This is a genomic window from Oharaeibacter diazotrophicus (assembly GCF_004362745.1).
GTDB lineage: Bacteria > Pseudomonadota > Alphaproteobacteria > Rhizobiales > Pleomorphomonadaceae > Oharaeibacter > Oharaeibacter diazotrophicus.
This window is the reverse complement of the sequence record NZ_SNXY01000009.1, coordinates 55,449-77,820: the sequence shown is the minus strand read 5'-3', so window position 1 is coordinate 77,820 and position 22,372 is coordinate 55,449. Positions and strand designations below refer to the sequence as shown.

At 71.0% G+C, this 22,372-nt stretch carries 26 protein-coding genes; all 26 read right to left on the bottom strand.

The window, feature by feature from the left end:
* Nucleotides 1-14: 14 nt before the first annotated feature.
* Entirely contained in the window at nt 15-1,121 is a 1,107-nt protein-coding gene (locus EDD54_RS15385; RefSeq protein ID WP_126537845.1) for an electron transfer flavoprotein subunit alpha/FixB family protein, read from the bottom strand.
* A gap of 13 nt (nt 1,122-1,134) precedes the next feature.
* The gene (locus tag EDD54_RS15380; RefSeq protein ID WP_126537843.1) at nt 1,135-1,986 is read right to left on the bottom strand and encodes an electron transfer flavoprotein subunit beta/FixA family protein; all 852 of its coding nucleotides are present in this window, start codon (nt 1,984-1,986) and stop codon (nt 1,135-1,137) included.
* A 152-nt stretch (nt 1,987-2,138) separates the two neighbouring features.
* Entirely contained in the window at nt 2,139-2,462 is a 324-nt protein-coding gene (nifW, locus tag EDD54_RS15375) for a nitrogenase stabilizing/protective protein NifW (protein ID WP_126537841.1), read from the bottom strand.
* 42 nt (nt 2,463-2,504) lie between these two features.
* On the bottom strand, nt 2,505-3,257 hold the full coding sequence (gene cysE / locus EDD54_RS15370; protein WP_126537839.1) for a serine O-acetyltransferase: 753 nt from the start codon (nt 3,255-3,257) through the stop codon (nt 2,505-2,507).
* On the bottom strand, nt 3,254-4,399 hold the full coding sequence (gene nifV, locus EDD54_RS15365) for a homocitrate synthase (protein WP_126537837.1): 1,146 nt from the start codon (nt 4,397-4,399) through the stop codon (nt 3,254-3,256). Before nifV ends, cysE begins: the two co-directional genes overlap by 4 nt.
* Nucleotides 4,400-4,467: 68 nt before the next feature.
* Nucleotides 4,468-5,670: a cysteine desulfurase NifS gene (gene nifS / locus EDD54_RS15360; RefSeq protein WP_126537835.1), complete on the bottom strand. Its 1,203-nt coding sequence runs from the start codon at nt 5,668-5,670 to the stop codon at nt 4,468-4,470.
* A 35-nt stretch (nt 5,671-5,705) separates the two neighbouring features.
* Nucleotides 5,706-6,710, bottom strand: a complete 1,005-nt coding sequence (nifU, locus tag EDD54_RS15355; protein WP_126537833.1) for a Fe-S cluster assembly protein NifU — start codon at nt 6,708-6,710, stop codon at nt 5,706-5,708.
* A gap of 13 nt (nt 6,711-6,723) precedes the next feature.
* Nucleotides 6,724-7,044, bottom strand: coding sequence for a HesB/IscA family protein (locus EDD54_RS15350; protein WP_126537831.1), 321 nt, complete (start codon nt 7,042-7,044; stop codon nt 6,724-6,726).
* Nucleotides 7,045-7,518: 474 nt separating this feature from the next.
* Complete coding sequence (locus EDD54_RS15345; RefSeq protein WP_126537829.1) at nt 7,519-8,133, bottom strand: nitrogen fixation protein NifQ; 615 nt, start codon at nt 8,131-8,133, stop codon at nt 7,519-7,521.
* Nucleotides 8,134-8,158: 25 nt separating this feature from the next.
* Entirely contained in the window at nt 8,159-8,473 is a 315-nt protein-coding gene (gene fdxB, locus EDD54_RS15340; protein ID WP_165644971.1) for a ferredoxin III, nif-specific, read from the bottom strand.
* Nucleotides 8,474-8,505: 32 nt separating this feature from the next.
* Nucleotides 8,506-8,706, bottom strand: a complete 201-nt coding sequence (locus EDD54_RS15335) for a CCE_0567 family metalloprotein (RefSeq protein ID WP_126537827.1) — start codon at nt 8,704-8,706, stop codon at nt 8,506-8,508.
* 24 nt (nt 8,707-8,730) lie between these two features.
* Nucleotides 8,731-9,195, bottom strand: coding sequence for a NifX-associated nitrogen fixation protein (locus tag EDD54_RS15330; RefSeq protein WP_126537825.1), 465 nt, complete (start codon nt 9,193-9,195; stop codon nt 8,731-8,733).
* Between the two features lie 123 nt (nt 9,196-9,318).
* Entirely contained in the window at nt 9,319-9,801 is a 483-nt protein-coding gene (gene nifX / locus EDD54_RS15325; RefSeq protein WP_126537823.1) for a nitrogen fixation protein NifX, read from the bottom strand.
* 4 nt (nt 9,802-9,805) lie between these two features.
* A complete protein-coding gene (gene nifN / locus EDD54_RS15320; RefSeq protein ID WP_126537821.1) occupies nt 9,806-11,185 on the bottom strand; it encodes a nitrogenase iron-molybdenum cofactor biosynthesis protein NifN in 1,380 nt (459 codons plus the stop codon).
* The gene (gene nifE / locus EDD54_RS15315; protein WP_126537819.1) at nt 11,185-12,741 is read right to left on the bottom strand and encodes a nitrogenase iron-molybdenum cofactor biosynthesis protein NifE; all 1,557 of its coding nucleotides are present in this window, start codon (nt 12,739-12,741) and stop codon (nt 11,185-11,187) included. Before nifE ends, nifN begins: the two co-directional genes overlap by 1 nt.
* A gap of 206 nt (nt 12,742-12,947) precedes the next feature.
* Nucleotides 12,948-13,343: a type II toxin-antitoxin system VapC family toxin gene (locus EDD54_RS15310; RefSeq protein ID WP_126537817.1), complete on the bottom strand. Its 396-nt coding sequence runs from the start codon at nt 13,341-13,343 to the stop codon at nt 12,948-12,950.
* Nucleotides 13,340-13,699: a hypothetical protein gene (locus EDD54_RS15305; protein ID WP_126537815.1), complete on the bottom strand. Its 360-nt coding sequence runs from the start codon at nt 13,697-13,699 to the stop codon at nt 13,340-13,342. Before EDD54_RS15305 ends, EDD54_RS15310 begins: the two co-directional genes overlap by 4 nt.
* A gap of 134 nt (nt 13,700-13,833) precedes the next feature.
* Entirely contained in the window at nt 13,834-15,375 is a 1,542-nt protein-coding gene (nifK, locus tag EDD54_RS15300) for a nitrogenase molybdenum-iron protein subunit beta (RefSeq protein WP_126537813.1), read from the bottom strand.
* A gap of 140 nt (nt 15,376-15,515) precedes the next feature.
* Nucleotides 15,516-17,048 (bottom strand): nitrogenase molybdenum-iron protein alpha chain, encoded by a 1,533-nt coding sequence (gene nifD, locus EDD54_RS15295; RefSeq protein ID WP_126537811.1) that lies wholly within the window; start codon nt 17,046-17,048, stop codon nt 15,516-15,518.
* A 97-nt stretch (nt 17,049-17,145) separates the two neighbouring features.
* Nucleotides 17,146-18,042, bottom strand: coding sequence for a nitrogenase iron protein (gene nifH / locus EDD54_RS15290; protein ID WP_126537809.1), 897 nt, complete (start codon nt 18,040-18,042; stop codon nt 17,146-17,148).
* A 297-nt stretch (nt 18,043-18,339) separates the two neighbouring features.
* Nucleotides 18,340-19,257 carry an SIR2 family NAD-dependent protein deacylase gene (locus tag EDD54_RS15285; protein ID WP_126537807.1) on the bottom strand — a complete coding sequence of 306 codons (918 nt, stop codon included), beginning with the start codon at nt 19,255-19,257 and terminating at the stop codon, nt 18,340-18,342.
* Nucleotides 19,250-19,465 (bottom strand): putative nitrogen fixation protein NifT, encoded by a 216-nt coding sequence (nifT, locus tag EDD54_RS15280; protein WP_126537805.1) that lies wholly within the window; start codon nt 19,463-19,465, stop codon nt 19,250-19,252. The genes EDD54_RS15285 and nifT overlap by 8 nt, the downstream gene beginning before the upstream one ends.
* Entirely contained in the window at nt 19,462-19,755 is a 294-nt protein-coding gene (locus EDD54_RS15275; protein WP_126537803.1) for a nitrogen fixation protein NifZ, read from the bottom strand. The genes nifT and EDD54_RS15275 overlap by 4 nt, the downstream gene beginning before the upstream one ends.
* A 1-nt stretch (nt 19,756) precedes the next feature.
* Entirely contained in the window at nt 19,757-20,521 is a 765-nt protein-coding gene (locus tag EDD54_RS15270) for a 4Fe4S-binding leucine-rich repeat protein (RefSeq protein WP_126537801.1), read from the bottom strand.
* An 8-nt stretch (nt 20,522-20,529) separates the two neighbouring features.
* Nucleotides 20,530-20,730, bottom strand: coding sequence for a 4Fe-4S binding protein (locus EDD54_RS15265; protein ID WP_126537799.1), 201 nt, complete (start codon nt 20,728-20,730; stop codon nt 20,530-20,532).
* A gap of 43 nt (nt 20,731-20,773) precedes the next feature.
* Nucleotides 20,774-22,243, bottom strand: a complete 1,470-nt coding sequence (gene nifB, locus EDD54_RS15260) for a nitrogenase cofactor biosynthesis protein NifB (RefSeq protein WP_133674019.1) — start codon at nt 22,241-22,243, stop codon at nt 20,774-20,776.
* Between the last annotated feature and the right edge of the window lie 129 nt (nt 22,244-22,372).

Genomic DNA, 22,372 nt, shown 5'->3' with positions numbered 1-22,372 from the left:
GAACCTCGGATGGGTCAGCCCGCGATACGGTCGCGGGAGTGGGGCGAGAAGCGCCGCGTCACCGCCTCGGCGAGCGCCGGCAGCAGGCGGATCGCGTCGGTGACGATGGCGAGGTGGGCGAAAGCCATGATCGGCGCGTTGGCGTCGGTGTTGATCGCCACGATGGTGTCGGCGCCGTCGACGCCGACCCGGTGCTGGATCGCGCCGGAGATGCCGGCGGCGATGTAGAGCTTCGGCCGGATCGTCTTGCCGGTCTGGCCGATCTGGCGGTCGGCCGGCATCCAGCCCTTCTGGACCAGTGGCCGCGAGCAGCCGAACTCCGCCCCCATCGCGCCCGCCAGCCGGCGCACCAGCTGGAGGTTCTCCGCGCTCTGCAGGCCGAGCCCGCCGGCCACCACCACGTCGGCGTGGGCGAGGTTGTTCTTGGCCGAGGTGCGATCGGGCATGAAGGACAGCAGCTTGGTGAGGATCGCGCTCTCCTCGAGGTCGGGCGTGAACGGCACCACCCGACCGGTCCGGCCCTCCCGGCGCTCCGGCATCGCCATCACCCGCGGGCGCACGGTCGCCATCTGCGGGCGGAAGTTCAGCGTGTAGATCGTGCAGAGCAGCGAGCCGCCGAAGGTCGGCCGCGTCGCCGCCAGCGACTTGTCGGCGTCGACGGCGAGTTCGGTGCAATCGGCGGTCAGGCCCGTCGCCAGCGTCGTCGCGACCGCGCCGGCGAGGTCGCGGCCGAGCGTGGTCGCGCCGAGCAGCAGGATCTCCGGCTTGTGCGTGCCGACGAGGTCGGTGAGCGCCTTGGCGTAAGGCTCGTTGCGGTAGTCGCCGAGCGTCTCGTGCTCGACCAGGTAGACGAGGTCGGCGCCGTAGGCGAAGGCCTCGGCGGCGGCCTCGAGGGTGCCGGCGCCGGGCGCGCCCATCACCACGCCGGCGAGTTCGACGCCGAGCTTGTCGGCGAGCTTGCGGCCCTCGCCGATCAGCTCCCACGACACCGGGTGGACGTGTCCGCGTTCGAGTTCGACGAAGACCCAGACGTGCCGGTAGGCCTTGAAGTGCTCCGGCAGTTCCTTCTTCATCGCCGCGCGACCGGCGGCGGGTGCGGGGGCGGCGGGCTTCTCGCTCATGGTCCGTCCTCCTTCAGTAACCGGCGATCAGGGTGGCGAGGTCGGTCGCCAGCGCAGGGCGCCGGGCGACGACGGCGTCGAGGAGCGCGTCGGCGTCGGCGGCCGGGCGGCCGGAGACGTCCACGGTGGCGGCCTTCTCCGCCCGCGGCGGCGGCGCGAACACGCGCTTGACCACGGTCGGCGAGCCGCGCAGGCCGCAGCGGGTAACGTCCTCGATCCCGGCCTCGGCGGCGCTCCAGGTCACGATCTCGGCTCGGGCCGCGCGCAGGGCATCCTGGATGGTGCCGCGGCGGATCTCGTTGACGCCCTCCAGCATGGTGACGAGGCAGGGCAGTCGCGTCGCCAGCGTCTGGGTGCCGCCCTCGGCGCGACGCTCCACCGTGAGCGTGCCGGCGGCGGTGTCGCAGGCGACCACCTTCTGGATGTAGGTCAGCTGCACCAGCCCGAGCCGGCGGGCGATGCCGGGGCCGACCTGGGCGGTGTCGCCGTCGATGGTCTGCTTGCCGGCGAACACGATGTCCGGCGCGCAGAAGGCGGCGCCGATCTTCTCGATCGCCTTCGACAGCGCGTAGGAGGTGGCGAGCGTGTCCGACCCGGCGAAGAAGCGGTCGGTGAGGAGCACCGCCCGGTCGGCGCCGTAGGTCAGGCACTTGCGCAGGCTCTCGACCGCGCTCGGCGGGCCCATGGTGACGACGGTCACCGCGCCGCCGAGCCGGTCGCGCAGGCGCAGCGCCTCCTCGAGCGAGAACAGGTCGTAGGGGTTCACGATCGACGGCACGCCCTGCCGCATGATCGTGTTGGTGACCGGGTGGACCCGGATCTGGGCCGAGTCCGGAACCTGCTTGATGCAGACCACGATGTGCACGGTGGCGGCCTCCTCATGTTGTCCCGGACGGGTTCCGCAAACGCCGTGCCGCGGCGCAAGGGGCTGATTTCGTTTCTTTTTCAAGGGTGGTCCGGTCCGGGCGGACAGGCCGATGTCGAACATCCGACAGGCCGTGTGCGGCCGCCGGCGCCTCAGCCGAACAGGCTGTCGAACGAGACGAAGGCGCCCTTCGGCCGCTTCGGGTCGCGGTCCTTCAGCACCTTGAACAGGCGGGCCTCGATCGGCCGCCGGCCGGCGAACTCGTCGTAGGCGGCGCGCAGCACGTCGGCGCAGGCGGCGCGCACGGCGGTCTCGTCGCCGTCGGCGAGATCGGCGCCGGCGAGGTGCTCGCCCATCCGCTTCAGGATGTGCAGACGGGCGACGCCGAGGCGGGCGGGGTCGTAGGGCACGTCGAGGGCGGCGAAGAAGTCCTCGGCCGAGGACAGGCCCTTCAGCATGGCGATCACGTCGGACATGGCGGCTCTCCGGTGGTGGCGGCGGGATGGTCCCGCCCGGCGTCAGTGCGGCGCGTGGACGCCGTCGGCCGGGCGGTCGGCGGGAAGGTCGGCGGGCGCTCCGGTGCCGGCGCGGGCGGCGCGCAGCTCCGCCCGGGTTTCGGCGAGACGGACCTCGAGGAAGTTCAGCCGGTCGACCAGGTAGGCGAGCGCGTCGCCGACCGGGTCGGGCATCTCGTGGTGCTGCAGGTCGATCCGGCCGCCCTCGAGCGTCCGCCGCTCGGCGGCGGTGCGGACGATCCGGCCGGGGATGCCGACGACGGTGGCGTTGGCCGGCACGTCCTCGATCACCACGGCGTTGGCGCCGACGCGGCTGCCGCTCTCCACGGTGATCGGGCCGAGGATCTTGGCGCCGGCGCCGACCAGCACCCGGTCGCCGAGCGTCGGGTGGCGCCGACCCTTCGACCACGACGTGCCGCCGAGGGTGACGCCGTGGTAGAGCGTGACGTCGTCGCCGATCACCGCGGTCTCGCCTATCACGACGCCGGCGCCGTGGTCGATGAAGAAGCGCTCGCCGATGGCGGCGCCGGGATGGATGTCGACGGCGGTGGCGACCCGGGCGAGCCACGACAGCACCCGCGCCGTCGTCCGGAAGCCGCGCCGCCACAACGGCGCCGCCAGCCGGTGCGCGATCACGGCGTGCAGGCCCGGGTAGACCATCAGGATCTCCGCGGTCGAGCGCGCCGCGGGATCGCGCGAGCGGATGCAGGCGACGTCGCCGGCGATCAGGGCGCGGACGGACGGCCGCGCGCTCATTCCGCCGCCTCGAGGAAGGCCGGCAGCCTCGCCGCGGCGAGGAGCGAGCGCAGCTCCGACACCGCCACCGGCGTCTTGGTCGCCTCCGCCCGCGCCTTGACGGCGCGCAGGAGTTCCAGCGCCTCGCGGTCGCTCACCGTCAGCCCGAGGTCGGCGAGCACGCCGCGGATCGCGGCGAGGCCGGTGTGCTTGCCGAGCACGACGCGGTGGCGCCGGCCGAGGAGGGCGGGGTCGAGGCCCTGGTAGGTGTGGACGTCGCGGAGCAGGGCGGCGACGTGGATGCCGGATTCGTGGGTGAACACCTCGGTGCCGACGATCGCCTTGTCCGACGGCACCGCCCGCCCGGACGCCTCGGCGACGAGCCCGGCGAGGCCGGCGAGCGCGGTCGGGTCGACGCCGCAGGACCGGCCGAGTACGGCGCCGGCCGCCACCGCGACCTCCTCGAGCGCCGCGTTGCCGGCGCGCTCGCCGAGCCCGAGCACGGTGACGCTGGCGTGGGTGGCCCCGGCACGCAGCGCCGCCAGCGTGTTGGCGGTGGCGAGGCCGAGGTCGTCGTGGCCGTGGAACTCGATCGCGAGGTCGGTCTCCGAGCGCACCGCGCGGATCGCGTCGAAAGTGGCGAAGGGGTCGAGCACGCCGAGCGTGTCGGCGAAGCGCAGGCGCCAGGCGCCCTCGGCCGCCGCCGCGCGGGCGAGCAGGCCGATGTCGGCGGGCTCGGCGCGCGAGGCGTCCTCGCCGCCGAGCGCGACCGTCAGGCCGCGTGCGCGGGCGTGGGCGACGACCCGGCGCACCCGCTCGGCGACCGCCTCGGGGCCGGCGTGCAGCTTCACCGCCATCTGGATCCGCGACGTCGGCACCGACAGGTTGACGTGGGCGACGCCGGCGCTCGCCGCGGCGTCGACGTCGGCCTCGGCGAGGCGGCACCACGCCATCACCCGGACCGGCAGGTCCTCGGCGACGACCGCCGCCAGCGCCGCGATCTCGCTGCCGCCCATGGCGGGCGTGCCGGCCTCGATCTCGTCGACCCCCGCCGCGGCGAGCGCGCGGGCGATCAGCACCTTCTCGGCCACCGAGAAGGCGACGCCCGGCGCCTGTTCGCCGTCGCGCAGCGTGGTGTCGTTGACGAATACGCGCTCGGCCATGGCGCCGCCTCCGCTCGTTGGTCGGTGGATCCCCGGCCACCCGCGGCGGCGGGCGGCCGGGCGGTGGTTCAGGCGTAGACCGGGCGGAACGCCGCCGCGCTCTCGCCGGCGCCGTTCCAGAACGGCGACAGCGCCCGGAGCCGGTCGAGGATGTCGGGCATCACGTCGAGCACGCGGTCGACGTCGGCCTCGCCGTTCTCGCGCGAAAAGGAGAAGCGGATCGAGCCGTGGGCGGCGGTGAAGGGGATGTCCATCGCCCGGAGCACGTGGCTCGGCTCCAGCGAGCCGGAGGTGCAGGCCGAACCGGACGACGCCGCGATGCCGGCCCGGTTGAGGTGCAGCAGGATCGCCTCGCCCTCGACGAACTCGAAGGCGACGTTGCAGGTGTTCGGCAGCCGGTCGTGGCGGTCGCCGTTGACGAAGCAGTTCGGGATGCGCTGGACGATGCCGGCCTCGAGCCGGTCGCGCAGTGCCTTCACGCGGGTGTTCTCGTCGGCCATGTGGGCGGCCGCCAGCGCCGCCGCCTTGCCGAGGCCGACGATCGCCGGGGCGTTCTCGGTGCCGGCGCGCCGGCCGCGCTCCTGATGGCCGCCGCGGATCAGCGGCTTGAAGCGGGTGCCGCGGCGCACGTAGAGCGCGCCGATGCCCTTCGGCCCGTGCAGCTTGTGGCCGGACAGCGACAGCATGTCGATCACGGAGGACTTCAGGTCGATCGGTACCTTGCCGACCGCCTGCACCGCGTCGGTGTGGAACAGTGCGCCGACCTCCTTGGCGAGTTCGGCGAGGCCCTCGACCGGGAAGATCGTGCCGGTCTCGTTGTTGGCCCACATCAGCGTCACCAGCGCCACCCGCGGCGACAGCGCCGCGCGGTAGGCGTCGAGGTCGAGCCGGCCGGAGCGGTCGACGCCGATGCGGTGGATCTTGGCGCGGCCGGTCTTCTCGAGGTGGTCGCAGACGGCGAGGATGGCGGGATGCTCGACCTTCGAGGTCACGATCTCGTCGCGGTCCGGCAGCGCCTCGAGGGCGGAGAAGATCGCTGTGGAGTCGCTCTCCGTGCCGCCGGCGGTGAAGACGATCTCGTGGTCGTGCTCGGCGCCGAGAAGCGCCTGCAGCTCGCGCCGGGCCGTGCGGATCGCCCCGCCGACCGCCGCGCCGAAGGCGTGGATCGAGGAGGCGTTGCCGAACTGCTCGGTGAAGAAGGGCAGCATGGCCTCCACGACGGCCGGGTCGACGCGGGTGGTGGCGTTGTTGTCGAGATAGACGGGCGTCATCGGGCAAGGTCTCCGTCGGACGAGGGGGCGGGCGCTCAGACCGGCACGACGCGGAAGGGCTGGCCGAGCTTGGCGGCGAGCCGGTCCTGGATGCCGGAGACGGTGACGCTGGCCATCTGGCAGCCGACGCAGGCGCCGGAGAGCTTCACGCTCACCGTGCTGCCGTCGACGTCGACGAGCTCGCAGTCGCCGCCGTCCTGGCGCAGGTAGGGCCGCATCTCCGCGATCGTCTCCTCGACGAGCCGGATCTTCCGCAGCATGGTCATCCCGCCGCCGGGCGCGGCCGGGGCCGCCGCCGGCACCGGCGCGATGGCGTCGAGCGAGATCATCGGCGAGGCCGCCGCCACCGGCTTCGGCTCCGCCGGCGCCTTGACGAAGCCTCGCGCCTCGCGGGCCTTCTGCTTCACCACCGCCTGGGTGGTGCCGCCGAGCCGATAGGCCTCTTGCGCGGCGAGCGCGCCCTCGGCCACCATCGCCGCGTTGACCTTCGCGAGGCAGGCCTCGAGTCCGTCGAAGCAGGTCAGGCAGCCGCCGCCGGCCTTGGTGTAGGCGGTGACCTGCTCGATCGTGGTGAGCTTGTTCATGCGCACCGCGCGCTCGACCATGCCCTCGTCGACGCCGAAGCACTTGCAGAGGAGGGCGCCCTCCTCGTGGTCGTCGTGCCACTCCTCGCCGCGGAAGTCGGCGATCGCCGCCTGCAGCGCCTCGTAGCCCATCACCGAGCAGTGCATCTTCTCCGGCGGCAGCCCGCCGAGGAAGTCGGCGATGTCCTGGTTGGTCATCTCGAGCGCCTGGGTCAGCGTCTTGCCGATCACCAGCTCGGTCAGCGCCGAGGACGAGGCGATCGCCGAGCCGCAGCCGAAGGTCTGGAAGCGGGCGTCGAGGATGGTCTCGCTGTCCGGCTCCACCTTCAGCATCAGCTTCAGCGCGTCGCCGCAGGCGATCGCCCCGACCTCGCCGACGGCGTTGGCGTCGGCGAGCGCCCCGGCGTTCTTCGGGTTGAAGAAGTAGTCCTTGACCTTGTCGGAATAGTCCCACATCGACCGATCTCCCTCAGCCGAAGGACTTGCCGCAGGCGCACTTCGACGCCGCGTTCGGGTTGTCGAACACGAAGCCCGAGTTCTCGAGGTCGGTGACGAAGTCGACCGTCATGCCGGCGACCAGCGGCTTGGTCCGCTCGTCGATGAACACGGTGACGCCGTCCTTCTCCACGACGGCATCGCCGTCGCGGGCGGCCGCCTCGAGGCCCATCATGTACTTGAAGCCGGCGCAGCCGCCGGCCTCCACCACGATGCGCAGGCCGGCCGCGGCGCCGGCCGAGCGGGCGAGAGCGGTCCTGACGGCGGAGACGGCGTTGTCGGTCAGCTGGATCATCGGGATCTCCCGGGCTGGAAGGGGAACCGGAACGACAGGAGCAGTCGCCGTGCCAACCGATTAATTCGTTGTTTTAGAAAGGAAATACAGGGTGACCGCGGCGTCGCTGTCGCGACATTCGTCCGCTTTGCGACAGGCCCCTGTCGGGCCTCGTCCGCCGCCGGCCACGGACGAGACGAAACGCCCGCCGGCCGTCCCCGCACAGTGCGATCGTTCAAAGCTGCCATTCATCCTTCCCCTCGGGGGAAGGTGGCCCGCAGGGCCGGAAGGGGTCGTCTTCGTGGATCGGGCAGCGCGTGCTTTGGCTGATGTAAGCCTCGTTCCCATCCAAAACGGGCAAGCGGACGGGAAAAAGAGCGACCCCTTCCCTTCGCTCCGCTCGGACCCTCCCCTTGAGGGGAGGGATGAATGGCGGCTTCGCGCAATCACCCTGCGCCCTGCCGGCCGGCGGGACGGGACTTGACGCAACCCGTGTCAGTTCGCGGCGCGGCGGATCTCGGCGAGGCGGCTCTCGCCGTCCTCCGGGCCGAAGCAGGCGGCGTGGTCGGCGCAGGCGCCGCAGCTCGGCGCGGCGCACAGCACGAAGCCCTCGGCCTCGCAGAGTTCGCGGTAGAAGAACTTCTTCCAGCGCATCGACCGGGTGTTGCGGGCGTGGAGTGCGGGGAACAGTTCGGCGATCAGCGCCGAGAGGTCGCCGCGGCAGGCGAGACCCATGTCCTGCCAGAGGTGGTCGGGCTCCATCGCCCGCCGGGCCATGATCGCGGCCATGCGCCGGCCGTCGTCGCCCTCGTCGGCGAGGGAGATCGTCAGGAGCAGGCGGACCTGGTCCTCCTCCTCGTCGGGCACGTGGTCGGCGCCGAGCGCGAGATCGCCGACCACGGCGGCGAGGTCGGGCAGGGCGGCGAGGATCGCCGCGACGTCGCGGCGGGTAAGGCCGAGCCGGCCCGCGATCGGCTCGCCACGGTCGCGCGCCTCGGCGGCGGCGAGGACGACGACGCGCCGGAGCGCGTCGGCCGTGCGCGGCGAGAGCCGGCGGCCCTGGGCCGGCCGCTGCTCCCCGCCCGTCTCGGGCATCGGGATCGTCGACATCGCGCGGCCTCCCCCTCGACGTGGATCAGGCCGCCAGCCGGTCCGCCGGCGTGTGGGTCTGGCACCCCTTCGGGCAGACCCGGGCGCAGGCGCCGCAGCCGATGCAGGCGCCGGCGCGGTCGAGCACCATGATCGAGCGGTTGAGTTCGCCGTCGAAGTCCTCGTCGGAGCCGTCCTCGATCTTGCCGAGGATGGTGCCGGCTTCGTCGACGCCGTGGAGGTGCATGACGTCGCGCGAGCAGACCTTGTAGCAACGGCCGCAGCCGATGCAGGTGCGCGCGTCGATGGCGGTCAGATAGGACGGCGTCCAGGCCGAGCCGTCGCGGGTGGTGAAGGACATCGGGATCGTCTCCGCGGGGGGAGGGGAACGGGTCAGGCGCCTTCCAGCGCCTTCAGGCGGGCGCGCGCCTCGGTCAGCGCCTTGAACGCCTCGAAGCACTCGGCGGCGACCGTCGGGATCTTCTCGTAGTCGACCGGCAGTTCCTCCGAGAGGTCGTGCAGGTTCATCTTCATGGCGGTCGCCTTCTGCGACAGCTTCTTCACCGTCGCCTTGAGGTCGTCGATCTCGGACATGGACAGGTCTCCGGGAGGCTGGGCTCAGGCGCGGGCGACGTCGGGGTGGGCCTCGATCTCGGCCCGCGCCTTGGCGACCCACTTGGCGCCCTCGGTCGCGAGGGCGGAGAGGTCGTCGAAGCCGAAGCGGTGGACGTCGCGCAGGTGCCGCGACAGCACGATCAGCTTGCCGGCGATCAGGATCAGCCGGCCGAAGCCCTCGTGGCTCATCTTCGTCATCGGCCCCGCCATCACGCCGGTCTCGCTCTCCACCTGCAGGCCGACGGCCGTGTAGAACATCTCGATCCGCCACAGCACGTCCGGGTCGGGGTCGCCGATGATCGGCATCGCCCGGCGCTCCTCGCGGGTCACCACGAAGGGCTTCAGGATCTCCGCGTCGGACTTGGCGTCCCAGGCGCCGTGGGTGTCCTGGGCGCGCAGGAGCCGCACCAGCGTGCGGGTGAAGGGCTCCGCCAGGGCGGCGGTCGAGGGGTCGGCGACGTCGAGCATGGTGGATCTCTCCGAAGGGGTCACGGGCGCCGCCGGCGCGGCGGGCGCAGGGCGCCGGGTTCGAGCCCCGGCACGAACGGGGCGAGGGCGACGAGCGCCAGGAGGGCGAAGGCGGCCATCGGCTCAGTCCTCGGCGTCGAAGGCGGGCTTGGTGGCGACGCCGGCCTCGGCGAGCAGCTTGCGCAGCCACGGCGGCGGCGAGCCGGCGAGCATCGCGCGGGTGCGCTCCAGCACTTCCTCGATCGGCGCCGGCGCCGGCACCTTGATCGGGTGGATCCGCGCCGACACCACCTTGGCCGCGGACGGGCCGCCGATGGCGAGGCAGAACAGGATCTGGCAGCCCGCGAGCGCGGCGACCTTCGGGCCGATGCGGTCGTCGCCCTCGGTGCGGTGTTTGCCGCTCTCGTCGGAGACGTCGGAGAAGTCGACCGCCTCGACGAAGGCCCAGCCGGCGGCCGAGACGTCGTAGACGGCGAAGCGGCGGGCGGAGCCGAAGTGGGCGTTCAGCCCCTTCATGTCCTGGGTGGCGATGGCGATCCGGATCTTCGGGCCCGCCAGCGGCGGGGCGGCGTCGGCATCGGCGATCGAGAGGCGGCGCGTCGTCATGGTGTCAGTGGCTCCTCGGCGTCGGGGCGTCCGCGGCGCGGTCGCGGAAGGGATCGAGGTCGGCGGGGGTCGGGGCGTGGTCGCCGGACTGCAACAGGTTGGCGATCTCGAAGATCAGGTCGCGCGTCCCGGCGTAGCCGACGCTCACGCGGTGCTGGGCACCGAGCCGGTCGAAGATCGGGAAGCCGATCCTGAGATGCGGGCGGTGCAGCCGCTCGGCGGCGCGCCGGCCGTGGCTGTGGGTGGCGATCAGGTCGGCGCCGTGTTCGGCGGCGAGCCGCTCGAGGTCGCCGAGGTCGCCGATCAGCACGTCGGCGGCGGGGATGCGCTCCAGCGCCCTGGAGCCGACCGCCGTCGTCACCGCGCCCACGATCCGCCCGCCGAGCTCGGCGATCAGTCGCGTCACGGCGTAGAGCAGGTCCGGTTCGGCCGCCACCACCGCGGCGCGGCCGCCGACGATCAGGTGGCCGTCCAGCATGGCGTCGACGAGGCGCGAGCGCTCGCGTTTCAGCCGCTCCGGCACCGGCCGCCCGGAGAGCTCGGCGAGGGCCACGACCAGCCGGTCGCAGTCCTCGAGGCCGGTCACCGCCGGCAGCACCCGGCAGGGCACGCCGGTCCTGCGTTCGAGCAGCCGGCCCGGTGCCGCCATGTGTTCGCCGATCGCCAGCGTCACCGCCGCCCGGCCCATCCCGGCGATCGCCGCGCGCGAGGTGCCGCCGTAGCTGGTCGGCACCCAGGCGTCCGGCACCGTGCCGTCGAGCGACAGCGAGATGTCCGGCAGGATGGTCGGCACGAGCCCGAAGCTCTCGGCGAGGTCGCGCAGGGCCTCGACGTCGCCCGGCGTCAGATGCTGCCCCGCGAGGATGTTGACCGCCGTCGGATCGCGCCCGGCGGCGTCGCCCTCCGGCACCAGCGCGGCGATCACCGCGCTCGTCGCCGCCGCCCAGCCCTCCTCGAGCGCGCCGGTGAAGTCGGGCGTCGAGGCGAACACCACGGTGGTGCCGTCGAGGTCGGCGGCGCGCCGGCGCAGGATCTCGCCGACTTCGCCCGCCATGTCCTCGCCGCGCGTCTCGGTGAGGGCGGTCGAGGCGATGCCGATCAGCTTCGGCTTCATCCGGGTCTTGAGGTTGAGCAGCGCCTCCTCGAGGTGGTCGGCACCGCCGAGGATGGTCGAGACCTCGTTCATGGCGGTGGTCTGGATCGGGATCGTCTCCTTGAAGTGGCGCACCATCGCCACCAGTGCGAAGGCGGTGCAGCCCTGGCTGCCGTGGAACAGCGGCACGGCGCCCTCGACGCCGAGATAGGCCATCGCCGCGCCGAGCGGCGCCGACTGCTTCAGCGGGTTGACGGATGCCGACTTGGCGCGCGGGACGACGATCGACATCAGCACTCCCCGAGTTCCTGGGCGTCGGAGCCCTTGAAGGCCTTGAGGAAGGCGCCGTCCGGCGCCGGCGGGTCGTCGTCGGCGGGCGCGTCGGCGAGCACCGGGCCGCCGTGGGCCGGCGCCAGCAGCGCTTCGGCCTGCCAGTTCGGCGCGGCGAGGTCCTCGGCCGGGCGCGGGGCGTCCCACGGCGCCGGCCGGCGGACGGCCGCCCAGACCGGGTTGTGGATCGCGCCGGCGATCTTGGCGATCATCTCGACCATGCCGTCGTAGCCGGCGAAGGCGTCGTGGCGCTCCTGGTTGATGTCCATCCAGGGCGTCCGCGCCTTCAGGGCGATGAACTGGGTGCGCCCGCCGGACAACATGATGTCGGCCTCGCCGTCCTTCAGCATCCGGTACATGTCGCGCGGCGCGATCGCCTCGAACATGTGCGGGTCGTCCTTCATCAGTTGCTTGATGCGGGCCTTGTCCTCCGGGGTGGACTTGCGCACCGAGGTGCCGACGATCTCCATGCCCATTTCCATCAGGGCCGAGACCACGGACCACGATTTGACGCCGCCGGTGTAGAGCAGCACCCGCCGGCCCTCGAGCAGCGGCCGATAGGGCGCGAGCCGCCGCCACACCCGCGCCTCCTCCTCGGCGATCAGCGCCTCGGTGCGCTCGATCAGCGCCGGGTCCGCGCCGCGGGAGACCAGCAGCCGCGCGGTCCGGCGCAGGGCGTCCGAGGTGTCCTCGACGCCGTAGAAGGAGCCCTCGAAATAGGGGATTCCCCAGCGCTCCTCCATCTTGCGGGCGAGATTGATCAGCGCGGCCGAGCACACCATCATGTTGACCCGCGCCGTGTGCGCGGCGGCGACGTCGGCGTAGCGGGCGTCGCCGGTGATGCAGGCCCGGAGGCGGATGCCGAGCCGCTCGAACAGCGGCTTCACCTGCCAGAGCTCGCCGGAGAGGTTGTACTCGCCGATGACGTTGACGTCGGTCGGGCCGGCGTCGTCGGGCTCGCGCGTGCCGATCACGTGGTCGAACAGCGTCTGTCCGGCCAGCTTGTTGCCGAGTTGCTTGGCGCCGGCGAAGCCGGGTGCGATCACCGGCACCACCGGCGTTGCGAACTTCTCCGCCGCGGCCCGGCACACCGCCTCGATGTCGTCGCCGATCAGCGCGGTGACGCAGGTGGAATAGACGAACACGGCCGGCGGCCGGTGCGTCTCGACGATCTCGCGGATCGCCCGGTAGAGCTTCTTCTCGCCCTGGCCCATCACCACGTCGAGTTCGGAGAGGTCGGTGGTGAAGCCGGTCCGGTAGATCGTCGGGCCCGACGAAGCGGCGTGGCGGTTGTCGTAGCCGTTGCCCTCGCAGGCGAGCGGTCCGTGCACGAGATGGGCGGCGTCCGTGATCGGCTGCAGCACGATCTTGGCGCCGTCGAAGGCGCAGCCGCCGGCGGCGGCGCCCGGCGTCAGCGGCTTCGAGCAACCCTTCTTGCGCGCCTTCTCGTCCTTGGCCGCGTTCTTCTCGCAGGCCGGCTCGTGGAAGGCGTCCTGGATCCTGGCTTGCTGTGTCATCGCGCCGGCTCCGTCCTGCCGCGGGGGTCGCGGAGGGGAGGAGCAAGTGGGATGCCAGGGTGGCGAATGCAAGAAACCGTTATGAAGTCAAAGGGTTGCGTCTCCACTCCGAGTGATTGGCGCCGCCGTGCGACACCCTCTGTCGGGATTGCGACGTGCGCCGTGTCCGGATCGCGCCACCAGCGGACGGGCCACCGACGATGGTCTCAGGTCGCCGGATCGAGCGCGCTGCGGATGTCGGTGCGGGCGAAGTCGTCGCCCACGTACAGGAGTGGAAGGCCCCATTTCTCCGCCACCGCGTAGGCGAAGCAGTCGCCGAAGTTGAGCCGTGCGGGATGGGCGCCCTTGCCCCAGCGCCGGTAGCACCGCGATCCCAGTTCCGCGAGTTCCTCGGTGACGTCGACGACCACCATCCGCATGCCGGCGACGAGCCGGCGTGCAGGTTCTTCCAGGCCGCGGCCGGCGGCGACGATCAGGAGCTCCTGGAACGTGCCGGCCGATATGACGCACAGGTCGGCGTTCTCGAGCACGTCCCGGCAGCGCACGGCCTCGGGCTCGTCGCAGAGGATGGCGACGAGGGCCGACGTGTCGACGACGATCATCCCGGCATTCCATCGTCGTCGTAGAGGAAGTCCTGGGAGCGCGCGCCGTCGGTCTTGAAGCGGAGATCGCCGGCCCGGACGGACGCGGCCAAGTCCTCCAGCAGACGGCGACGGCGCGCCTTCTCCTCCGTGGTCGGAGGCCTGGCCGCGGAGAACAGTCCGTCGACCGAGTTGAAGCGCTCGATCGTCCCGTCCGGCGCCAACCGGTTTGCGCCGGTTGTACGTGCGGTGCCGTCGTCGCGAGTCATCACCAGGGAGGGCTCACCGGGGGCGGTCAGGACGATCGTCTCGCCGGCGCGGGCGCGCGCCGCCAGTTCGTCGAGCCGCGTCTTCGCCTCGTTCAGCGTGATGTCCATCGCCCGCACCGCGCGTTGTCCTGCTCCTCAGAATGGGAGCCACGCGGACGTACGTCAACGCGCCCGGCAGTCCCAATGCAAACGGCCGGGCTCTCGCCCGGCCGCCGCCGTCGCTCGTCGAACCCTCTGCCGCGTCAGCGGGTCAGGTCGTAGCTGTAGTCCGTGACACCCGGATCCATGGTCTCGCGGTCGAGGGTGTCGAAGACCTTGTCGAGCAGCGTGGTCAGCACGCGCAGGCCACCCTGGTAGCCCCACAGCGGGAAGCGGTGGTGGTGGTGGCGGTCGAACACCGGGAAGGTCAGGCGGATCAACGGGGTGCCGGTGTCGCGCTCGAGATACTTGCCGTAGCTGTTGCCGACCAGGAAGTCGACCTTCTCGGTGAACAGCAGCGAGCGCATGTGCCAGAGGTCCTTCAGCGGGTAGATCGTGGCGTCCCGCCCGAAGGGCGAGGCGTCGAGCACCGGCTGCAGTTCCTCCTCCCAGTGCTTCGTGCCGTTGGTCGAGAGCACGTGGGTCGGCTCGCCGCCGGTCTCCAGCACGAAGCGGGTGAAGGCGGTGGCGAAGTCGGGGTCGCCGTAGATCGCGTATTTCTTGCCGTGCAGATGGGCCTGGCTGTCGGCCATGGCGTCGACGAGGCGGCCGCGCTCGCGCTCGATCTCGGCCGGGATCGGCTTGCCGGAGATCTCCGAGAGCTTCAGCAGCAGCTCGTCGGTGGCCTGGATGCCCATCGGGTAGTGGAAGGACGCGGTCTTGATCCCGAAGGTCGCGGCGTATTCCAGCGTCCGGCGGGTGCACCAGGACTGCAGCGACAGGACGTATTCGGCGTCCTGCGCGCCGGCGACGTCCTCGAGGCGCGTGCCGCCGTCGTACATGCGGAATTCGCCGTCGGCGGGGGTGTCGAACTGGTCGGAGGCATCGCCGATGAGCACGTAGTCGACGCCCATCAGGTCGAGCAGGCGCTTGAGCTCGCGGTTGTTGCCGACGCAGTAGCCGTCGAAGCCGGGGATGATCGCGACCTTGCCCTTCACTTCCGAACGGGTCCGGCCCTTCCAGAAGTGCTCGAGCACGCCCTTGACCATGTTGTCGTAGCCGTCGACGTGGCTGCCGACGAAGGCCGGCGTGTGCGCGAACGGCACGTCGAAGGACTGCGGCACCGAGCCCTTGTCCTTGGCGGTCTGAATGAAGGAGTGCAGGTCGTCGCCGATCACCTCCGCCATGCAGGTGGTCGAGACCGCGATCATCTTCGGCGCGTAGAGCGAATAGGTGTTGGCGAGGCCGTCGACCATGTTGTTGAGGCCGCCGAACACCGCGGCGTCCTCGGTCATCGACGACGAAACCGCGGACGACGGCTCCTTGAAGTGGCGCGACAGGTGCGAGCGGTAGTAGGCGACGCAGCCCTGCGAGCCGTGGACGAAGCTCATCGTCCGCTCGAAGCCGGCGGCGGCGAACACCGCGCCGAGCGGCTGGCAGGCCTTGGCCGGGTTCACGGTCAGCGCCTCGCGGGCGAAGTTCTTCTCCCGGTAGTCCCAGGACTTCGTCCAGTCGGCGATCTCGGTGACGCGCGCGTCGGAGACGCCGCACTCGAAATTGGCCTTCTTGGCGGCGAGCATGTCCTTGTATTCGGGCTCGCGGAACAGCGGTGCGTGGTCGAGCACCTTTTCGGCGGACTGCGGCATGGGTCTGATCCTTCGGGTGCGGCCGCGCCATACGGCGGCTCGGGCAAAGGAGGGGCGGTCGCGGCCGGCGGGCCGGCGCGGGGCGGGTCGTGTCCAGAGGGGGAAGTTGGTGGCCGGGTCTCGGGCGACCCGGCCAGGTATCACTCCGCGGCGACGAGCGTCGGCGCGGGTTCGGCGTCCTTCTTCCACGGCGCCTTCATCAGGCCCCAGACGGGGTTGTTGATGGCGAGGTCCATGTCGCGGGCGAAGATCGCGAAACCGTCGTAGCCGTGGTAGGGGCCGGAATAGTCCCAGCTGTGCATCTGACGGAACGGGATGCCCATCTTCTGCACCGGGTACTTCTCCTTGATGCCGGAACCGACCAGGTCGGGCCGGACCTTCTCGATGAACTTCTCGAGCTCGTAGCCGGTGACGTCGTCGTAGATCAGCGTGCCCTTCTTCACGTAGTGACCGGTGCGCTGGTAGTCGTCGTTGTGGCCGAACTCGTAGCCCGTGCCGACGATCTCCATGCCGAGGTCCTCGTAGGCGGTGATGACGTGACGCGGGCGCAGGCCGCCGACGTAGAGCATCACCGTCTTGCCCTCGAGGCGCGGCCGGTACTTCGCGATCACCGCGTCGACCAGCGGCCGGTACTTGGCGATCACCGCTTCGGCCTTCTCCTCGATCTCCGGGCCAAAGTGCTTGGCGATCGCGCGCAACGACGCCTCGATCTGGCTCGGGCCGAAGAAATTGTACTCCATCCAGGAGATGCCGTACTTCTCTTCCATGTAGCGGCAGATGTAGTTCATCGACCGGTAGCAGTGGATGAGGTTGAGCTTGGCCTTCGGCGCCCGCTCGATCTCGGCGAGCGTGGCGTCGCCCGACCAGTTGCCGACGACGCGCAGCCCGATCTCCTCGAGCAGGATGCGCGAGGCCCAGGCGTCGCCGCCGATGTTGTAGTCGCCGATGACGTTGACGTCGTAGGGGCCGGGGACGAAGCCGGTGTCGGGGTTCTGCTCGACGCCGCCCTTGTTCTCGAACACCCAGTCGCGCACCGCGTCGTTGGCGATGTGGTGACCGAGCGACTGCGACACGCCGCGGAAGCCCTCGCAGCGCACCGGCACGATGGTCTTGCCGTGCTCCTTGGCCTTCTTCTTCGAGACGGCCTCGATGTCGTCGCCGATCAGGCCGATCGGGCATTCCGACTGGATCGTGGTGCCGTTCGCCAGCGGGAACAGCGCGTCGATCTCGTCGATCACCTTCTCCAGTTTCTTGTCGCCGCCGAAGACGATGTCGCGCTCCTGGAAGTCGGAGGTGAACTGCATCGTCACGAAGCTGTCGATGCCGGTCTTGCCGATGTAGTAGTTGCGCCGCTGCGACCACGAATACTGGCCGCAGCCGACCGGGCCGTGGGAGATGTGGACCATGTCCTTGATCGGACCCCACACCACGCCCTTGGAACCGGCGTAGGCGCAGCCGCGGATGGTCATCACGCCCGGCACGGACTTGATGTTGCTCTTGACGTCGCATTCGGTGAGGGGCTTGACCTCGCCGTGCTCCTCGGCCTCGCCGGCCGGCGTGGCGACCGAGAGGTGCTTCTTGCGCCGCTTGGCGAATTTCTCCGGATAGGCGTCGAGGACCTCCTCGATGATCCGTTCCATCGCTTCGCCGTCGTTCTCGTAGTCGAGGCTCATGGGATGTTCCCTTGCGGAAGATGGGGCGGGGCGGCGCCGGCTCCGGTCCGCTCCGGGGGCAAGGCCCGGAGAGGACCGACGGCGCCGGGGCGCCGGATCAGTGCGCCGCGGCGGCGCGGGCGGCTTCCTTGGCCTGGAGATCGGCCAGCATCTGCTCGTCGGTCTTCATGATGCCGAAGGCGAGCAGCATGTCCTCGAGCTCCTCCATGGTGATGGGGGTCGGGACGGTACCCTGGCCGGAGTTGACGTGGATCTTGTTGGCGAGCTGGCGGTATTCCTGCGCCTGCTGGCTGTCGGGGGCGTACTGCAGGACGGTCTGCTTGCGCAGCTCGGCGTGCTGCACGATGTTGTCGCGCGGCACGAAGTGGATCAGCTTGGTGTTGATCCGCGCCGCCAGGGCCTCGGCGAGGTCGAGCTCGCGGTCGGTCTGGCGCTCGTTGCAGATCAGGCCGCCGAGGCGCACGCCGCCGGAGTGGGCGTACTTCAGGATGCCCTTGGCGATGTTGTTGGCGGCGTAGAGCGCCATCATCTCGCCGGACATGACGATGTAGATCTCCTGCGCCTTGTTCTCGCGGATCGGCATCGCGAAGCCGCCGCAGACCACGTCGCCGAGCACGTCGTAGGAGACGTAGTCGACGTCGTCGTAGGCGCCGTTCTCCTCGAGGAAGTTGATGGCGGTGATGACGCCGCGGCCGGCGCAGCCGACGCCCGGTTCCGGACCGCCGGACTCCACGCACTTGATGCCGCGGTAGCCGACCTTCAGCACGTCGTCGAGCTCGAGGTCCTCGACCGAACCCTGCTGGGCGGCGAGGTGGAGCACGGTGTCCTGCGCCTTGGCGTTCAGGATCAGGCGGGTGGAGTCGGCCTTGGGGTCGCAGCCGACGATCAGGATCTTCTGCTCGAGCTCGACCAGGGCCGCGAGCGTGTTCTGGGAGGTGGTGGACTTGCCGATGCCGCCCTTGCCGTAGAAGGCGATCTGCCGAAGTTTGGCCATGGAGTTCATCCTCGGGTTGGGATTGGATCCGCGCGGCCGGACATCCGGTCCGATCGCCGCCGCCATGGTTTTCGCAACTGCCGTGCCAAGCCGGACCGGCGTGGCAGTGCATTGAAATAAAAGCATTTTCAGCGTCGTCGCCGAGGTCCGCGCCGGTGCGCTCCCGACGTCGATGTCGCAGCCCCGACAAAGCCTCGACAGCCGCTGTCCGCCCCCCTTCGCCCTGCCCGGAACGGCGAAGGGCGCGGACCGCCGCCGCGGTCCGCGCCCTCCGAAAGTCCCGTCCGCCCCTCGTGGTCAGGCGAGCGCCGCGGTGGCCTCCTCGAGCCGCCCCGTGAAGGTGCCGAGGTCCATCGCCACCGGCACGATCATCTGGTCGGCGAGGAACCGGCGCTCGTTGCGCGTCAGCGCGTCCGGATCGTCGATCAGCGCCACGTGCGGGCCCGCCGAGCGCTTGGCGATCTGGCGGGCGTAGGTGCGCAGCATCTGGTCGTCGAACCGGCAGCCGAGAAAGACGAAGCTGCGGCCGGCCCGGCGCTCGACCACCGTGTCGGGGATCGGCGACTGGATGTCGATCTCGGTGAGGACCTCGACATAGTCGCTGTCGGCGACCAGGAAGTTGCGCGCCGGCACCACCGCGCCGTGCGGCTTGTAGAGCACCAGCGGCGCCGCTCCGGCGTCCGCGGCGGTCACCTCGCCGCCGCCGGGGGCGTAGGCGCGCCACCAGATGTCGCCGGTCTCGAGCGCGCGCGTCACGCCCTGGATCTCGACCCAGTCGCCGCGGACGGCGAGCGCCTCGCGCATCGCGCCGTCGTACCAGGTGTCGACGATCATCGGCAGCCGGTCGAGTGCCGCCAGCGCCCGGTGCAGCGCGCCGGCCGGCACCGGATTGGCGAAGATGTCGGCCATGTTGGCGACGAGCGTGCGGCGGTGCCGGCGCTGTTCGATGTACTGCGCGACCGACCACATGTTGGTGCGGATGCGGCCCGGCGCCATGGTGAAGCGGTTGAGCGCGGCGGCGACCGCCTCGGGCGAGGCCGGCACGCCGACGGCCTCGGCCGCGCCGGCGAGCGCGCCCGGCCCGAGGAAGGGGATCGCGCGGCCGGTGATCAGACGGCCGATCGCGGTGGCGACGATGGCGTCGCGGTCGGCGTCCGGAGCGGGGATCGTCGGTGCGGCGGCGCCGGCGGGGAGGGCGGTGTGCAACTCACTCATCGCCACCTCCCACGCGGCGGGCGTCGACGGTCACCGGCAGCCGCGTTTCGGCCGGCATCTCCGGCAGCACCAGCGTCCAGCCGTTCTTGAGGCGGATCTCGCCGCCCCACACCGGGTCGCGCTCGGCGTAGACCACCGGTTCCTCGAGGTCCTTCTTCGGCACGTAGGCCGACAGGCCCTTCGCGGTCGCTCGGATCATCACTTTCATGGGGCAACTCCGGTGGAGGCGGGTTCGGCGAAGGGCTTCAGCTCCTTGCCGCGCATGCCGACGATCGTGCCGGGCTCGATCCACTCGACGGCGTAGATGTAGAACTGCTGGAGGAAGGTGCCGATGTCGCGCACGTAGCCGACGTCGCCCTTGCGGACCAGCACCTCGCCGATCTCGCGGCCGCGGTAGGTGCCGTCGTTGCGGATGTGCTTGAGGCAGACGACCTTGGTGCCCGGCAGGTAGACCGGTGGGCGGAAGATCTCGACCTCCTGTTCGCGTCCGAGACCCATGTCAGTTTCCCTCCAGGACTTGCAGCCTCTCGGCCGCGGCGAGGCGGACCGCCTCCTCCGGGTCGGCGACGAGCCGGGCGACCACCGCCCTGTCGCCGCGCTCGGCGACGGTGTGGCGGATGCGGATGTCGGGATCGGCGGCGAGATAGCCGAGGCTCTCCGGCGGCAGCCGCTCGGCGACCTCGCGGCGCACCAGCGGGTCGGGATCGAAGCCGAGCGGGGCGAGGCGGTCGAGCGGGATGCGCCGGGCGACGGTGCGGCGCACCTCGCTCTCCGGATCGCCGGTGGCGATCGGCAGCAGGTCCGGCTCGAGGCGGCGGACCACGGTGAGGCGGACGTAGTAGTCGGGATCGGCGAAGAGGGCGAGCAGCGGCGCGCCGGTCAGCCGCATGGCGCAGGCGATCCGGACCTTGCGGTCGGGATCGCCGGCCATCTGCGCGACGCGGGCGAGCGGCAGCCGCATCGCCGCCATGGCGCGGACCTCCGGGTCCGGGTCGGCCATCAGCCGCGGCAGCAGGAAGACGCTGGCGTGCTTGGCCGCCAGCGTGCGGACCTCGAAATAGGGCGCGTCGAGATAGGCGCCGGCGAGGTCGGGGTTGCCGGTGAAGAAGCGGTCGATCCGGCGGGCGCGGCGGTCGCGGACGCAGACGCGCCCGAGCACGCAGCGCCCGCTCGCCCGCATCTCCTCGTGCGGGCAGTCGGTGCAGCTGAAGGGACGGCCGGTCCAGTCGACCGTCTCGTCCGCGGGTTCGGCCGCTTCCGCCACGGCGAGCCTCAGTGCTTCAGCGGGATGCAGGTCTTCGGGACCGGGCAGACCTGGGCGCACTGCTGGGTGTCGAAGGCGCCCTCGCACTCGGTGCACTTCTTGGCGTCGATGATGTAGGTCTCGCCCTTGAACTTGATGGCGCCCGACGGGCACTCGAATTCGCAGGCGCCGCAGGCGGTGCACTGGGACGAGACGATCTGGAAGGCCATGGGTCGTTTTCCTTTCGGCTGGGGGAAGGTCGGGAGGGGGAGCTCAGGCCGTCATCGGCTCCAGCGCCGCGCCGAAGGTCTCGGCGACGAGGGCGAGGATGGCGGTCTCGATGTAGTCGTGGGCGTGGTCGTCGCTGGCCCGGATGCCGGCGGCGGCGAGGTCGTCCTTCGGGCAGTCGCCGATCTTGGCGCACAGCACCACGTCGACGCCCTCGAGGGCGGCGATCACGCCGGTGAGCGTGGCGTCCTCGCCGAAGCCGCCCATGCAGTACTGATCGACCTTGCGGTGGCCGACGAACACGATGCCCTTCGGGCTCGCCTCGTAGACCTGGAACTCGCGGGCGTGGCCGAAGTGCTCGTTGACGCGGCCGCCGCCCTTGGTCGCCACCGCCACCAGCATCGAGCCGCCCGTCACCGCCGCGCGCACCGCGGCGTCGGCCACCGACTTGGCCGCGACGTGGTCGCCGCGCTCGCGCGCCACCACCTCGCGATAGGCCTCGCGCTTGGCCGGATCGTAGGAGACCACCTCCGGCAGCTGGTCGAGCGTGAACTCCTGGCCGCGGTCCTCGCCGAGCAGGCCGACCGCGTCGGCGCGGCACTGCCGGCAGTGCCGCATCAGCTTGGCGCCGCCGTCGAGTCGGTCCTGCAGCGCCTTCAGCTCCATCGCCGTCGGCCCGCGCTGGCCGGTCAGGCCGAAGTGGGTGCCGTGCTCGGCCTCCGAGATCAGCGGCATGACGTTGTGCAGGAACGCGCCGCGTTCCTTGACCCAGCGGTTGACCTCGACGAGGTGGTCGTCATTGACGCCGGGGATCATCACCGAGTTGATCTTGGTGAGGATGCCGCGCGCCGTCAGCATCTCGAGGCCCTGCATCTGGCGCTCGTGCAGGATCCGCGAGGCCTCGACGCCGGTCCAGCGCCGGTGCTGGTAGAAGATCCAAGGATAGATCTTCGCCCCGATCTCCGGGTCGACCATGTTGATGGTGATCGTGACGTGGTCGACGTTCATCGCCGCCAGCTCGTCCACGTGGTCGGGCAGGGCGAGCCCGTTGGTGGAGATGCACAGCTTGACGTCGGGGATCTCGGCGGACACCGCCTCGAAGGTGGCCTTCGTGCGCTTCCAGTCGTAGCAGGCGTCGCCGGGGCCGGCGATGCCGAGCACGGAGAGCTGCGGCACCTCGTTGGCGACCGCGATCACCTTGCGCAGCGCCTGGTCGGGCGTCAACTTCTCCGAGACGACGCCGGGGCGGCTCTCGTTGGCGCAGTCGTATTTGCGGTTGCAGTAGTTGCACTGGATGTTGCAGGCGGGGGCGACCGCCACGTGCATCCGCGCGAAATAGTGGTGGGCCTCTTCCGAGTAGCAGGGATGGTCCTTGATGCGCTCCCACACCGCCGGGTCCATGTCGTCGGGCTTGGCGGAGGAACCGCAGGCGGAGGACTTGCACCCCCCTTCGGAGAGCTTTGCCCGCATCGCGTCGAGATCGATGACCGGGGCGATGGCGTCGAGCGAGAGCATGATCCGTCTCCTCATGCGTTGGCCGTCGGGCAATGTCCCGCAAGCCGCGTGCCAGGGCGGAAGATCATGTTTTACAATGACTTGTGCGGTCGCGCACGGCTCTCGTCCGACAGCCTGTCGCAAGCCCGA